The organism is Morganella sp. TYF_1, assembly GCF_043105645.1.
In the GTDB taxonomy this organism is placed as follows: domain Bacteria; phylum Pseudomonadota; class Gammaproteobacteria; order Enterobacterales; family Enterobacteriaceae; genus Morganella; species Morganella morganii_B.
Genome location: NZ_JBICLU010000018.1, coordinates 355,969 through 369,754 on the forward strand (window position 1 = coordinate 355,969; position 13,786 = coordinate 369,754).

The window sequence follows — 13,786 nt, forward strand, 5'->3', positions numbered from 1 at the left end:
TTTATTTCACCACCAGAATCGTGGCTTTAATATGTTTGAGATAGGCCACAATCGTGAAGGTGACAATCACCAGCAGCGACCAGGATGCCCACTTTCCGGCATGTACCGTCGCCCACGCCCCGATCTGATTCGGGTACTGCCAGACGCCGAAAAAGGTGCCGAAGTTTTCCGCCAGCCAGATAAAAAAGCCAATCAGTACGAAAGCGAGCAGCAGCGGCATACGGCGTTCTTTATCATACGGCGTGTAATAAACCATGGTTCGTGCATACAGCCCGAGAATAAACGCGGTGAGATACCAGCGGTAATCGCCGATAAAGTGATGGGCAAAGAAATTGACATAAATTGCCAGCGCAATCAGGGTTGCCAGCCAGTACGGCGGGAAGTTTTCAATTCTGACATTCAGGAAACGCCACGCCTGAATCACATAACTGCCGACCGCCGCATACATAAACCCGGTGAATAACGGCACATTCCATAATTTGGTATACGCCGCATCAGGATAACTCCATGAACCGATAGCGGATGATGTCTTGAATAACTCCATGACAAACCCCACCACATGGAAAATACAGATAGCTTTCAGTTCATCCGTGGTTTCCAGCTTTTTCCACACCATCGCGGCCTGAAACAGGACTGCCAGGATCAGCAGAAAATCATAACGGGGGATCCCCGCGACACCGGCAGCCGGTACCAGAAACAAGGCGAGAAAAAAGAAGGCGGCAAACAGGCATGCCCGCGCCTCTCTCAGACCGAAAAACCAAAATTCAAGGATAAACCGGCGCCAGCCGGTCAGAGATGAGTGTTTCTGTGCCAGCAGAAAGGTATCAAAGCGGTCAAGCATGGTTCAGTCCCTGAAAGAAGGATTACAGCGCGCTCTCTTTTTTGCGGATCAGATAGCGGTATGGCGCGGTTTCAGCGTCCTGAGCCACCAGCTCATGCTCCATAAAACGGCAGAACCCGGGAATGTCCCGCGTGGTCGCCGGATCATCCGCCACCACCAGCAAAATGTCACCGGTATTCATCCCGCGGATGGTTTTACGCACCAGCATCACCGGCTCCGGGCAGCGCAGCCCGAGTGTGTCGAGTGTTTTATCGGCACAGGAAAAAGTATCAGACATCATGATTGTCCTGTTAAGTAACGAATCCGGGAATTATACCGGAAATAAACGTCCTGCGCCGCTTCTGTGTCGTTAATCCTTCAGCCGCTCCCGGCAGGGAGAGTCCTTTGCTTTTGTTGCGCAAACGGCGTATTATTGCGCGCTGAGATTATTGGGTTCCCTCACCCCAACCACCAAAAAGGTACAATATGTTTGATTTATCTGCCCGCCAGCGGCGCACAGCGCTTATCTGGTTATCACTTTTTCATGTTCTGATCATTACCTCCAGTAACTACCTGGTGCAGTTGCCGATCACCATTTTCGGCTTCCATACCACCTGGGGGGCTTTCACGTTTCCGTTTATTTTCCTGGCGACCGACCTGACCGTCCGTATCTACGGCGCACCGCTGGCTCGGCGGATTATCACCTCGGTGATGATCCCGGCACTGGCGATTTCCTATGTGGTCTCCGCCCTGTTTTTTCAGGGGGAATGGGCCGGTTTTGAGGCTCTGTCGCACTTCAACCTGTTTGTGGCGCGGATTGCCGCCGCCAGCTTTATGGCGTATGCCCTCGGACAGATTCTGGATGTGAATGTCTTTAACCGCCTGCGTCAGAACCGCCGCTGGTATGTGGCACCGGCTGCCGCCATGTTTGTCGGCAACCTGATCGATACCCTGGCTTTCTTCTTTATCGCCTTCTGGCGCAGTACCGATCCGTTTATGGCGGCAAACTGGGTGGAAATCGCCCTGGTGGATTACAGTTTCAAAGTCACTATCTGCATGCTGTTCTTCCTGCCGGCTTACGGCGTGCTGCTTAATCTGATCCTGCGCTCTTTTTTTGCGCAACGCGCTGACGGTTCCCTGCCCGCGCATCACTGATTATTCATTTTTCTGACACGCAGAGGCGCTATCCTGCCTCTGTGCTGTCGTCTGTATCACATTTTCCCGATCTGCCCCCGTGCTCCCGGCCCGTACAGTGCGTCAGCTCTCACATATCCGTTACTGTAACTGTTAGTCTGATTCAGACGGAATACTATCCCTCACTGACACCATAACGCGAATGCATTCAGGAGTTTGAGTATGTTAAAAGTGATCCAATCCCCGGCCAAATACATTCAGGGTCCGGACGCGCTTTACCATGTGGGTAAATACATCAGACCATTAGCGGAAAAAACGTTGGTGATTGCTGATAAATTTGTCCGCGAACTGGTGGGCGATATTGTGAATGACAGCCTGAGCGAATACGACGTCAGCGGTGTCTTTGAAACCTTCGGCGGCGAGTGTACGCACGAGGAGATCGACCGTCTGACCAAACTGGCGAAAAACCACAAATGCCAGGCGGTACTGGGTGTGGGCGGCGGTAAAACACTGGATACCGCCAAGGCTGTGGCGCATTTTGCCAAACTGCCGGTGATCATTGCCCCGACAATCGCATCGACCGATGCACCGACCAGCGCACTGTCCGTTATTTATAATGAACTCGGTGCGTTCGACAGCTACCTGTTCTATCCGCAGAACCCGAATGTGGTAGTGATGGATACCAATATCATTGCCCGCGCACCGGCACGCCTGCTGGTGGCCGGTATGGGTGACGCACTGGCCACTTACTTTGAGGCACGCGCGTGCAGCGCAGCCGGAAAAGCCACCATGGCAGGCGGCAGCACCACTCTGGCGGCCCTGGCACTGGCGAACCTCTGCTTTGATACTCTGCTCAGCGACGGCATCAAAGCCAAACTGGCGGTGGAAGCCGGGGTCAGCACCAAGGCGGTGGAAAACATCATTGAAGCCAACACCCTGCTCAGCGGGCTGGGCTTTGAAAGCGCCGGTCTTGCGGCGGCACATGCTATCCACAACGGCTTTACCGCGCTGGAAGAGTGCCACCACATGTACCACGGTGAAAAAGTGGCGTTCGGTACTCTCGTGCAGTTAGTGCTGGAAAATGCCCCGGCGGAAGAGCTGGAAACCGTGCTGGAGTTCTGTGCTCAGGTCGGACTGCCAATCACCCTGGAAGAACTGGGTGTGGACAGTATCGGTACCGAGCTGGAAGAGAAAGTCATGGCGGTTGCCGAGCTGAGTTGTGCAGACAACGAAACCATCTACAACATGCCGTTTGAAGTCGATTCTGACCAGGTCTATGCCGCGATTATGGCTGCTGACCGCATGGGACGCGACTGGCTGTATTAATCTGCTTATTATGCTGTTCCGTAACGCCCGGGATAACCGGGCGTTACTGTCTGTAATCCGCTGCCGGTATTCATTATGCTGCGGGCAGGATCTCTGCGGCAATCGTATCCACCGCGGCTTTCAGTTCTTCTAATGTGATTGTCTGGTCTTTATTGCTCATCTGCTCCCCTTTGTTTTTGCGGATCGCTTCAAAATACGGTTTTTTCGATACGGAATCCGTTATTTTCCATTCAAAATAGATGGACGTGTCCGCATCCCGGTTACCGATGGCCAACTGTGTTCCGGCAACGATCAACATCACCGGCAAGACCTCATAGGGTTTGAAATCTTCGTTAGTGACCTTAACAGCGGTAACCACACCCTCAAAACGCAGCGCACCCGGTGCAGCAGTTTCCGTCAGCTGATACCGCTTTGCCAGCTCATTTTTGATCTGCTGATTAGTGTAATTGAGCAAAACAGTCATAAACTGTTTACCCATTTTGTTATTTTCATTCAGCGGCTTAAACACAACCGGTGTGAAGATAAGCGTTGCTTTCGGGTTTTCTGCCGTGAAATCGTCAGAACGCCAGGATTTAATCACCTCACCGGAGGCTGTTTCTGTTTCGGTCAGGCGCTGATAATCACTCAGAAAATCAGATTGTTCGGCGTGATCCGGTAAACGGCTTGAACAGGCAGAAAGCAGGAATACCATTGACACGGCAATAATACAGTTAGTGACTGAATATGATGCGAACTTGTTCATTTTCCTCTCAATATCTTTATCATTTTCTTTAAAAAATCCGCCCGATGCTAGCACCGGGCGGGAGAGGAAAGTGAATAGAAAATGCGGTTTATCCGTCATATTCAGCCGGTTTCTGTCATCCTTTATTTATGCCAGCGCCCGCGCCAGCAGAGATACCGGGTGCTCGCATTTTTTGCTGGTCGACATCTCAATCTGCCATTTACAGGTTTCACAGTCACTGATCACCAGGTCAATACCGCTCTCCTCTATCTGGCGGAACAGCGGGGAACCAATCGCCTGTGATGTTTCGTAGTTTTCCTTTTTAAACCCGTAAGTTCCGGCAATACCACAGCATTGTGAATCCAGCACGATCAGTTCCACCCCCGGTATTGATCGGATAAGCTCAAGGGAATAGGCCGTCCAGCCCATTTTTTCCATATGACACGGCGTGTGATAACCGACTTTCAGCGGCGTGTGGCGCAGCACCGGCTTACGCCCCTCCTGCATCAGCCGGTAAAGATAACGGGTCACCAGCTCTATGTTATCGCGCAGCGGTGCGGTATCCACATCCAGGATATGCGGATATTCATCCCGCAGGGTAAAAGCACAGGTGGAGGATGTCGCCATCACCGGCATCTTCTGTTCAACAATGGCTTTGGTGAGGGATTCCACATTCACCGACGCCTGTTTTTTCGCCTGCTTTGCAAACCCGTTGGCGATCAGCGCCACACCACAGCATTTTTCCCGCTCCAGCAGTTGTACACCGATCCCCATGCTGTTAAACACCTTAATCACATCTTTACCAAGCTGCGGATGGTTATAATTCACATAACAACCGTGGAAGTACGCGACCTGTTCACCGAATTTTATTTGTTTTTCCTGCTGTTTTTTGTACCAGCGGCGGAAAGTACCGAAAGAATATTTCGGCAGCTCACGGCGGTGATCAATTTTCAGAGCGGTATCGAGCAGTTTGCGTACCGGTTTCATCCCGGTGATGGTATTGACCACCGGCGCAAACGGCGAGGAGAGTGATCCCATCAGATCGGTGTGGCTCAGAATCGCGTCACGGATCTTCGGCCGTGACGGGGAATACGTCAGTTTGGCACGGGCGATAATATCCCCGATGCGGACATCTGACGGACACGCCACTTCGCAACGTTTGCAGTTAGTACAGAGAGTGAGCGCATCATCATACAGCATGGCATCTTTCAGGCGCAGCCGCTCACCGTCGGGTCCCGCCTGTTTCGGGCCGGGATAATCCGGATTCACCTTCGCCACCGGGCAGTACGTTGTACAGACGGTGCATTTGATGCAGTTCTCAAACTGTGTTTGTCCCGTACTCATACCTGAGCCTCCGTTACCGCTGCACCAATCTGCGCCAGAATCTGTTCCGCTGCGTACATCGCAGTGACAAGAGAAACACCCGCACCGCAGCCCTCCTGTAACGGGTTATACCCGCCCAGCACCGCCCCGGCGGCATACAGGTTGGTGATAGAGCCATTCGCATCCGCCGGATGCAGATGTGCATCTGTCGCCACCCCGGCTTCCAGATAGCGCTGACGGGCAAACAGATCTGCTGATGTCCATTCGCGGCGCGGCAGGGTTTCGGTCAGATTCAGATTCAGCAGCGGCTCATAAATATGGTCAATATCACTCGCCAGCCCGTTACTGAAGAAACTGCCGGTCGCCAGCACAAACTGCTCAGCCTGTACCGGAATATCACCGTGATTACGGGTAAACAGCTGCGTGATCCGCTCACCGTCACGGCGGACAGAAATGACACTGTCCCCCGGCATCACAAATCCCCCCGCCCGGCGGAAACGGCACAATAATGCCTGATGCAGGCGCATTCCCAACAGTGACGGCGGAAGGGTCGGCAACTGATAAACCGTTTTATTCAGCTGCTGCTGTAAAAAAGCCACTTCGTCACCGTTTTCCGCCCCGAAACAGGCCGGTAAAATCAGGGTTTGTTCCGTGATCCCGCACTGTGCCAGTTCATCAGCCAGTTCCTGCCGGTTTTGCGGCAAATCCAGCACACGGGCAATATTGACGGAACGGAACTCACTCGGGTTATTGCGTAACTTATCCAGGCACGGCAGATGCAGGGTATACGCCTGTGCCGGATACCCCTGACGGGTCAGTGCGGCGGCAGCCATTTCCGCCTGAAAATCAAGAAAACCGGTAATACTGATAACCGCAGCCGGCTGCCAGTCTGCCGTCATTTTTTCGCTCAGAACCGGCACCACATCCGGGGTCAGCCAGCTCATCCGCCATTGTCCGGCCGGGGTCAGACGCCAGTGATTACGCTCCGCCGATCCCCGCAACGGTAAGTCATCCTGCTGCAACAGCGCCATTGCCTGTGACACACCGCGGCGTACCGCACTCTCTCCTATCACACTGTAGGGATGCGCCGGTGCCTGATGTGCCAGTGCCGCCAGTGCCGAAAGCGGCTCCGTGACCGGCTGCCCGTCCGGCAGCGCCGAGAGCAGATCCAGTGACGCCGATGAGAAATGCAGCGCGCTCTGTCCTGCGCTGATAATGGCGCAGCTCAGTCCGCTCTCTGCCAGTTTCACGCCGCAGGAGAGACCGGCAAGGCCGCCGCCCGCGATAACCACATCATATTTCATGCTGCTCTCCCTGTTCGTCTGTCCCGCTGTTTTCCAGCCCGCATAATCCCTGATACACCCAGCAGGTAAATTCACTTTCCCGCAGCGCATTCCCCCACGCCACCGGGCGCACACCTTTCCAGCGTTCATTCAGGAAATGCATCAGTTCGGTTTCAGATTTTTCAGCGGTGGTGATTTTCAGCTGAGTCAGCAGTTCCGCCGCCCGGCAGGCACACAGCTCGCCCTGGCAGGTCCCCATACCGACACGGGTGCGGCGGCGCAGATCCAGCAGGTTATTCACCGTCAGGCTTTCCGTGGCATAGCGCACCTCACCGGCAGTGACCGCTTCACACTCACAGACCAGACTTTTATCCAGCCGCGTAGTGTGCGGCAGTTCTGCCGCGCGATCGCCGTGACGGTACACCGCCGATCCGCGTAACGGGGCAGGAAGAGAGATCACTTTACGCAATGTCTGTTCCGCCGACTGTGCCGAGCCCGGCAGCGGTTCCTCCGCCGTGGAGCACAGCGCGGTGATACCGAGCTTCGCGCACACCGCGTCTGTCGCCCATTCTGCCATCAGCCGGTAAGTCATCAGCTTGCCGCCGGTGATAGTAAGGAAGCCGCGCAATCCGTCGCGTTTCTCATGATCCAGCAGCACAATCCCCCGGCTGATACTACGCCCGGTCGGATCATCATCCGCCGCCACCAGCGGACGGACCCCCGCATATGCCCGCAGAATACGCGCCTGCGCCATTGCCGGTGCCAGCCGCGAACCCTCACGGATCAGGGTATCGACCTCATCCGCCGTGACAATCATGTTGTCGATATCATCATAAGGAATATGAACTGACGTGGTGCCGATCAGGGAAATGGTATCCCCCGGCACCAGAATATCCGCATCACCCGGCTTGCGGCAGCGGTTAATAACACGCTGGTTGAGGCGGTGCCCGAGGATCAGCAGTGATCCTTTGGCAGGCAGCATGCTGATCTGCACTCCGGCAAAACCGGCGATACGCTGACTCCAGATCCCTGCCGCATTAACCACCACCGGCGCATACAGCGGATAGCGGCGGTGATTCTGATGATCATAAACCTGCACACCGGTTACCTGATCGCCCTGACGCAGCACATCCGTGACCTCGTGATAAGTCAGCACCTGCGCACTGTGCTCCCTTGCATCCAGCATATTGGCGGCGGTCAGGCGGAACGGATCCACCGTGCCGTCCGGCACTTTCACCGCACCCAGCAGCGCCGGGTTTACAGCCGGCTCAAAACGCAGCGCCTCCTGCGGGGACATCAGCTGAGTTTCGATACCTGCCGCGCGGCAGGCTTCAATAAACGTGGCCTGATACGCCATCTCATCTTCCGGCAGTGTGATAAACAAACCGCTGGTTTCCTCGACACAGTGGCGGGCAATACGCCGCAAAATCCGGTTTTCCGAAATACACTCACGGGCGGATTCCGGATCCGTCACCGCATAACGGGCACCGCTGTGCAGCAGGCCGTGGTTACGACCGGTCGCACCGGTCGCGATATCAAACCGCTCCAGCAGCAGCGTGCGCAGCCCCCGCCGGGCGCAGTCCCGTGCCATCCCGGCACCGGTTGCGCCACCGCCGATGATAATGACATCCGCTTCATTGACAGGTGAATCAGACATGGGGTTCCTCTCAGTCATGTTCCTTTATTATGGTGATAGCGTAGCCGTTTTTTCTTCCTTTATGATTGATAATGAGCAAAAACGAAAACAAAACACCAAAAATCAGAGCGAAATAATCCATAGTCGTGATGAATATCACATACCCGCAACATCCGGAGTTTTCCGCAAAAACCACCAGGAAACCAACTGATTTTCCGCCGGTTTTCTGTCTGATTCACACCTCTGCTATTTAATGATTGTACCGATGCTGATATGCGCTATGCTTTTAGCGCTAATTATATGTTTACCTTGCATATTTCATTTAACGAAAAACAAACAAAACAGATACACCAAAGTAATTACTTAGGTTATTACCTGAAATATCCGGTTATTCATCCGCAAAAATGAAAAATTAGCGCTTAAAACCCTTGGTTATATCAAATTTAAACGATCAACTATTCGCTATACTTTAAACAGAATGTGATTTTTATAACCAGTCAGTAACCGGAATTGATTAGTGTTTTTATCAACTGAAAGGATTCGGTTACTGATAACAATTTTAAGTACCCGTGTCAGATTTCGTTTTTACATTTTAACTTTCGATTTACCTGAACAATGGAGAAGCACAGTGCAAACCTTTAATGCCGATATCGCAATTATCGGAGCAGGCGGTGCAGGGCTGCGGGCGGCGATTGCCGCTGCAGAAGCTAACCCGAACCTGAAAATTGCTCTGATCTCAAAAGTTTACCCGATGCGCAGCCACACCGTGGCCGCAGAAGGTGGCTCTGCGGCTGTGACACAATCCCATGATTCCTATGATTATCATTTCGGTGATACGGTGTCCGGGGGCGACTGGTTATGTGAGCAGGATGTGGTGGAGTATTTTGTCGAACACTGTCCGACAGAAATGACCCAGCTGGAACTGTGGGGCTGCCCGTGGAGCCGTAAAGAAGACGGTTCCGTCAACGTGCGCCGTTTTGGTGGTATGAAAATCGAGCGGACCTGGTTCGCTGCCGATAAAACCGGCTTTCATATGCTGCACACGCTGTTCCAGACCTCTCTGAAATACCCGCAGATTCAGCGTTTTGATGAGCATTTTGTCCTCGATATTATTGTGGATGAAGGCCATGTGCGCGGTCTGGTGGCGATCAATATGATGGAAGGGACAAAAGTTCAGATCCGCGCTAATTCGGTGATTATGGCCACCGGCGGCGCCGGTCGTGTCTACCGCTATAACACCAACGGCGGAATTGTCACCGGTGACGGGATGGGCATGGCTTTCCGTCACGGCGTGCCGCTGCGGGATATGGAATTCGTTCAGTATCACCCGACCGGTCTGCCCGGCTCCGGTATTCTGATGACAGAAGGCTGTCGTGGTGAAGGCGGTATTCTGGTCAATAAAGATGGCTACCGCTATTTGCAGGATTACGGCATGGGCCCGGAAACCCCGCTCGGTCATCCGGAAAACAAATACATGGAACTCGGCCCGCGCGATAAAGTCTCCCAGGCGTTCTGGCACGAGTGGCGCAAAGGCCGGACTATCAAAACCAGCCGTGGTGATGTGGTTTATCTGGATCTTCGTCATCTGGGCGAGAAAAAACTGCTGGAGCGCCTGCCGTTTATCTGCGAGCTGGCGAAAGCCTATGTCGGCGTGGATCCGGTCAAAGAGCCGATCCCGGTTCGTCCGACCGCGCACTACACCATGGGCGGTATCGAAACCGACCAGCGCTGTGAAACCCGCATCAAAGGGCTGTTTGCGGTCGGCGAGTGTTCCTCCGTCGGTCTGCACGGCGCCAACCGCCTCGGCTCCAATTCCCTGGCGGAACTGGTGGTCTTCGGTCGCCTGGCCGGGGAAGAAGCGGTTAAACACGCACAGGAAACCCACGCCGCCAACAGCAATGCTATCGATGCCCGCACCGCTGACATTGAAAACAACCTGAAAGCGCTGATGAACCAGAAAGGTACCGAAAGCTGGTCCAGACTGCGTGATGAGATGGGTGAGGCAATGGAAGAAGGCTGCGGTATTTACCGCACACCGGAGCTGATGCAGAAAACCATCGACAAACTGGCCGAACTGAAAGAGCGTTTCAAACGGGTGGAAATCACTGACCGCTCTTCTGTCTTCAATACCGACCTGCTCTACACCATTGAGCTGGGCTTTGGTCTGGATGTCGCGGAATGTATGGCGCACTCCGCCTTTAACCGTAAAGAATCACGCGGCGCACACCAGCGTCTGGATGAAGGCTGTACTGAGCGCGACGATTTCAATTTCCTGAAACACACCCTCGCTTTCCACAATCCGGACGGTTCGCCGCATCTGGAATACAGTGATGTGAAGATAACCAAATCTGCCCCGGCAAAACGTGTCTACGGTGGTGAAGCGGCGGCGGCTGAACAGGCGGCAAAAGAGAAGGAAAACGTCAATGGCTGAGATGAAAATGCTGAAAATGTCAGTGATGCGCTATAACCCGGAAACGGATAATGAGCCGCACGCTGTCACGTATCAGGTGCCTTACGATGAGCAGACGTCACTGCTGGATGCGCTGGGCTATATCAAAGACAACCTGGCACCGGATCTCTCCTACCGCTGGTCCTGCCGGATGGCTATCTGCGGCTCCTGCGGCATGATGGTCAACAAGGTGCCGAAACTCGCCTGTAAAACCTTCCTGCGCGAATACCCGCAGGGCATGGAGGTTGAAGCGCTCGGCAACTTCCCGATTGAACGCGACCTGGTTGTGGATATGACGCACTTTATCGAGAGCCTGGAAGCGATCAAGCCTTATATCATCGGCAATGACCGCAAACCGTCCGAAGGCCCGAACAACCAGACCCCGGGACAGATGGCGAAATACCATCAGTTCTCCGGCTGCATTAACTGCGGTCTGTGCTATGCGGCCTGTCCGCAGTTCGGCCTGAATCCGGAATTCCTCGGCCCGGGTGTGCTGACACTGGCGCAGCGCTATAACACCGACAGCCGCGATCACGGCAAAAAAGAGCGGATGACACAAATCAACGGCGATAACGGCGTATGGACCTGTACCTTCGTGGGTTACTGCTCGGAAGTCTGTCCGAAACATGTGGATCCGGCAGCCGCCATTCAGCAGGGTAAAGCCGCCAGTGCGGAAGATTACATTATCGCCCGTCTGAAACCACAATAAGGAAGAGAGAAATGACGACCAAACGTAAGCCTTATGTGCGTGAAATGACACCGACATGGTGGAATAAACTCGGTTTTTACCGTTTTTATATGCTGCGGGAAGGCACCGCAGTGGTTCAGCTCTGGTTCAGCCTGCTGGTGATGTACGGCGTTTACTGTCTTAAGGGCGGCCCGGCGGACTGGGCAGGGTATGTCCACTTCCTGCAAAATCCGCTGGTGGTACTGGTTAATATCCTGACACTGGCCGGTACGCTGCTGCACACGGTGACCTGGTTCCAGCTGGCACCGAAAGCCGTCAATATCGTTATCAAAGACGAAAAAATGGGACCTGAGCCGATTGTCCGTCTGCTCTGGGTGGTGACCCTCATTGTTAACGCCGTCATTCTGGCCGTTGCGTTACTGTGATAAGGAAGGAAACTGATATGATTAATCCGAATCCGAAACGCTCACAGGAACCGGTTTTCTGGGGATTGTTTGGCGCAGGCGGCATGTGGAGTGCCATTGTTTCACCAGCCGTTATTGTGCTGCTGGCTTTTCTGGTCCCGTTTGCTGTGGCACCGGATATGCTCAGTTACAGCCGCATTCTGGCCTTCTGCCAGGGCTTTATCGGTAAGGTTTTCCTGCTGCTGATGATTATCCTGCCGCTGTGGTGTGCACTGCACCGTATCCACCATTGCATGCATGACCTGAAAATCCATGTTCCTGCGGGACGCTGGGTCTTTTACGGCCTGGCAACCATCCTCAGTGTGATGGCCGTGATTGGTGTCATCACGCTGTAATCATTGTCTGTCATAAAAAGACCGGCGCTTAAAAGCCGGTCTTTTTTTATCTGCCGTCAGGCCACTTCTGCACGATTAAGCTGCCAGTAGCTGAGCTGCACCGGGGAAAGACCACGAAATACCAGTGTCGCTGTCTGCTGCGGGAAATAACGGCTGCTCATTACCGCCTCGCCGTCATTGATAAAAATCTCCGCGCTCGAGTGATCGGTAAAAATATGCAGGTGTGTCACTTCTCCCTGCCAGTAACGGTGCTGCCAGTCACCGCTGATCAGACTGCGGCGTGACAGGCGGATTTCATGCCCGTCATAGGAAAAAATCAGCTGTTTGCTGAAATTCAGAATAAGCGGGCCGGAGAGCCGGATAATCACCTCCAGCCGCCCGGCACTCAGCTCCAGCGCATTATCCGCTTCACCTGACCACTGCCCGCCGGTACCGCGCAACGCCTCCAGCTCTTTCACCGGACGCTGGTACAGCTGTCCGTTCTGCAGTGTCAGCTCACGGGGGCAGGTCATCTGGTGAAGCCAGCCGTTTTTAACGGTCGGCTGCTGCATCTCTTCGCCGCCCGGTCCCCCCATCAGCGCCACCATTATGCGTCGTCCGTCAGAGGCGAGTGTGGTCTGCGGGGCATAAAATTCAAATCCGGCATCGGCTTCATACAGCTGTGGTTTATGGCGGAAGGTTTTGCTTTCATAATCAAACTGCCCGACCAGATACGCGCCGGGGGAACTATTCAGAAAACGGGTAGGCTCACGCGGTATACCACGGGGACAGCACAGCAGGACCCATTCATTACCGAGCCGGAAAAAATCGGGGTTTTCCCATAAATACCCGGCATCCCGTAACCCGCCGCGACGGCTGCCGGCCAGTACACCACGCAATACCCACTCACCTAACTCCGCCGCGTCATACAACAGCACACAGCCTCTGTCATTCTCATCACGGGCACCCAGCACCATGTACCACTGACCGCGGTGCTGCCAGACCTTCGGATTGATCACATCAGTGCTGTATCCTTGCGGCAGCCCCAGTGCAGAACCGTATTTCTCAAAGCCGCCATCCGGCTTTTCCCTGGCCAGACACTGCCACAATGTCCGTGACCCGTCACGGTACACCAGACTGCCGGTATAACAGAGAGTCAGTGCGTCATCATTCACCACCGCACTGCCGGAAAAACAGCCGCCGGTATCATAATTACCGGACGGCAGCAGCGCGACCGGCTCATGTGTCCAGCTGACCAGATCCGCTGAAGACCAGTGCCCCCAGCACGGATATTTATGTTCGCAGCCAAACGGATCCCACTGATAGAACAGGTGCCAGAGCCCCCTGTGATAAATAAATCCGGCCGGATCATTCATCAGGCCGCACACCGGCGCTGTATGCCAGCCGGGATAATGTCTATCCCGCTGTGCCCGTCCCTGGTGCTTCATTAAGGCCTGCACAATCCCTGACAACAATGCTGTCTGTGCCATATCCCTGTCCCCTGTATCCCCTGTTCTGTTTTTTCAGAAACCATAAAAGCACAGATACGGTACTGAATGCGAGCACCAACCCTCTAAGATAATTCAGAATCCGACGGGTAACAGCGGTATCCGACCGGCAGAAAAGCA

The 13,786-nt window shown here is 54.1% G+C and carries 13 protein-coding genes; 6 read left to right on the forward strand and 7 right to left on the reverse strand.

Annotated elements, in window-relative coordinates; all coding sequences use genetic code 11:
• Position 1 precedes the first annotated feature (1 nt).
• Together ACF8OF_RS10830 and tusA are read right to left on the reverse strand one after the other, a co-directional pair.
• Positions 2–841 carry a DUF817 domain-containing protein gene (locus tag ACF8OF_RS10830; RefSeq protein ID WP_392496590.1) on the reverse strand — a complete coding sequence of 280 codons (840 nt, stop codon included), beginning with the start codon at positions 839–841 and terminating at the stop codon, positions 2–4.
• Positions 842–863: 22 nt separating this feature from the next.
• Positions 864–1,118: a sulfurtransferase TusA gene (gene tusA / locus ACF8OF_RS10835; RefSeq protein ID WP_262881864.1), complete on the reverse strand. Its 255-nt coding sequence runs from the start codon at positions 1,116–1,118 to the stop codon at positions 864–866.
• 188 nt (positions 1,119–1,306) lie between these two features.
• Between tusA and ACF8OF_RS10840 the strand changes: the two genes are divergently transcribed.
• Together ACF8OF_RS10840 and ACF8OF_RS10845 are read left to right on the forward strand one after the other, a co-directional pair.
• Positions 1,307–1,975 (forward strand): 7-cyano-7-deazaguanine/7-aminomethyl-7-deazaguanine transporter, encoded by a 669-nt coding sequence (locus ACF8OF_RS10840; protein WP_004236234.1) that lies wholly within the window; start codon positions 1,307–1,309, stop codon positions 1,973–1,975.
• A gap of 201 nt (positions 1,976–2,176) precedes the next feature.
• Positions 2,177–3,280, forward strand: coding sequence for a glycerol dehydrogenase (locus ACF8OF_RS10845; RefSeq protein WP_262861491.1), 1,104 nt, complete (start codon positions 2,177–2,179; stop codon positions 3,278–3,280).
• A gap of 73 nt (positions 3,281–3,353) precedes the next feature.
• Here ACF8OF_RS10845 and ACF8OF_RS10850 read toward each other — a convergent pair whose 3' ends face one another.
• The 4 genes from ACF8OF_RS10850 to glpA all read right to left on the reverse strand — a co-directional run bounded on the left by ACF8OF_RS10850 (position 3,354) and on the right by glpA (position 8,264).
• Complete coding sequence (locus ACF8OF_RS10850) at positions 3,354–4,022, reverse strand: DUF3313 domain-containing protein (protein WP_262861490.1); 669 nt, start codon at positions 4,020–4,022, stop codon at positions 3,354–3,356.
• A 126-nt stretch (positions 4,023–4,148) separates the two neighbouring features.
• Entirely contained in the window at positions 4,149–5,345 is a 1,197-nt protein-coding gene (glpC, locus tag ACF8OF_RS10855) for an anaerobic glycerol-3-phosphate dehydrogenase subunit GlpC (protein WP_392496592.1), read from the reverse strand.
• Positions 5,342–6,628 carry a glycerol-3-phosphate dehydrogenase subunit GlpB gene (gene glpB, locus ACF8OF_RS10860; RefSeq protein ID WP_392496593.1) on the reverse strand — a complete coding sequence of 429 codons (1,287 nt, stop codon included), beginning with the start codon at positions 6,626–6,628 and terminating at the stop codon, positions 5,342–5,344. Before glpB ends, glpC begins: the two co-directional genes overlap by 4 nt.
• A complete protein-coding gene (gene glpA, locus ACF8OF_RS10865; protein WP_392496595.1) occupies positions 6,618–8,264 on the reverse strand; it encodes an anaerobic glycerol-3-phosphate dehydrogenase subunit A in 1,647 nt (548 codons plus the stop codon). Before glpA ends, glpB begins: the two co-directional genes overlap by 11 nt.
• 607 nt (positions 8,265–8,871) lie before the next feature.
• On the opposite strand from glpA, the gene frdA reads away from it, so the two are divergent.
• The 4 genes from frdA to frdD are packed head-to-tail and all read left to right on the forward strand — an operon-like array spanning position 8,872 to position 12,179.
• Positions 8,872–10,674: a fumarate reductase (quinol) flavoprotein subunit gene (frdA, locus tag ACF8OF_RS10870; protein ID WP_392496596.1), complete on the forward strand. Its 1,803-nt coding sequence runs from the start codon at positions 8,872–8,874 to the stop codon at positions 10,672–10,674.
• Complete coding sequence (locus ACF8OF_RS10875) at positions 10,667–11,401, forward strand: succinate dehydrogenase/fumarate reductase iron-sulfur subunit (RefSeq protein WP_262861485.1); 735 nt, start codon at positions 10,667–10,669, stop codon at positions 11,399–11,401. Before frdA ends, ACF8OF_RS10875 begins: the two co-directional genes overlap by 8 nt.
• An 11-nt stretch (positions 11,402–11,412) precedes the next feature.
• Entirely contained in the window at positions 11,413–11,805 is a 393-nt protein-coding gene (gene frdC / locus ACF8OF_RS10880; RefSeq protein WP_262868167.1) for a fumarate reductase subunit FrdC, read from the forward strand.
• Positions 11,806–11,822: 17 nt separating this feature from the next.
• Positions 11,823–12,179 carry a fumarate reductase subunit FrdD gene (gene frdD / locus ACF8OF_RS10885; protein WP_004240583.1) on the forward strand — a complete coding sequence of 119 codons (357 nt, stop codon included), beginning with the start codon at positions 11,823–11,825 and terminating at the stop codon, positions 12,177–12,179.
• A 56-nt stretch (positions 12,180–12,235) separates the two neighbouring features.
• Here the strand turns inward: frdD and ACF8OF_RS10890 are convergent, their stop codons facing one another.
• Positions 12,236–13,648 carry a sucrose-6-phosphate hydrolase gene (locus ACF8OF_RS10890; protein ID WP_262881752.1) on the reverse strand — a complete coding sequence of 471 codons (1,413 nt, stop codon included), beginning with the start codon at positions 13,646–13,648 and terminating at the stop codon, positions 12,236–12,238.
• Positions 13,649–13,786 lie beyond the last annotated feature (138 nt).

Excerpts from the sequence above, each read along its gene's own strand:
- ACF8OF_RS10830 (WP_392496590.1), bottom strand. The coding sequence starts at position 841 with ATGCTTGACCGCTTTGATACCTTTCTGCTGGCACAGAAACACTCATCT.
- tusA (WP_262881864.1), bottom strand. The coding sequence starts at position 1,118 with ATGTCTGATACTTTTTCCTGTGCCGATAAAACACTCGACACACTCGGG.
- ACF8OF_RS10840 (WP_004236234.1), top strand. The coding sequence starts at position 1,307 with ATGTTTGATTTATCTGCCCGCCAGCGGCGCACAGCGCTTATCTGGTTA.
- ACF8OF_RS10845 (WP_262861491.1), top strand. The coding sequence starts at position 2,177 with ATGTTAAAAGTGATCCAATCCCCGGCCAAATACATTCAGGGTCCGGAC.
- ACF8OF_RS10850 (WP_262861490.1), bottom strand. The coding sequence starts at position 4,022 with ATGAACAAGTTCGCATCATATTCAGTCACTAACTGTATTATTGCCGTG.
- glpC (WP_392496592.1), bottom strand. The coding sequence starts at position 5,345 with ATGAGTACGGGACAAACACAGTTTGAGAACTGCATCAAATGCACCGTC.
- glpB (WP_392496593.1), bottom strand. The coding sequence starts at position 6,628 with ATGAAATATGATGTGGTTATCGCGGGCGGCGGCCTTGCCGGTCTCTCC.
- glpA (WP_392496595.1), bottom strand. The coding sequence starts at position 8,264 with ATGTCTGATTCACCTGTCAATGAAGCGGATGTCATTATCATCGGCGGT.
- ACF8OF_RS10875 (WP_262861485.1), top strand. The coding sequence starts at position 10,667 with ATGGCTGAGATGAAAATGCTGAAAATGTCAGTGATGCGCTATAACCCG.
- frdC (WP_262868167.1), top strand. The coding sequence starts at position 11,413 with ATGACGACCAAACGTAAGCCTTATGTGCGTGAAATGACACCGACATGG.
- frdD (WP_004240583.1), top strand. The coding sequence starts at position 11,823 with ATGATTAATCCGAATCCGAAACGCTCACAGGAACCGGTTTTCTGGGGA.
- ACF8OF_RS10890 (WP_262881752.1), bottom strand. The coding sequence starts at position 13,648 with ATGGCACAGACAGCATTGTTGTCAGGGATTGTGCAGGCCTTAATGAAG.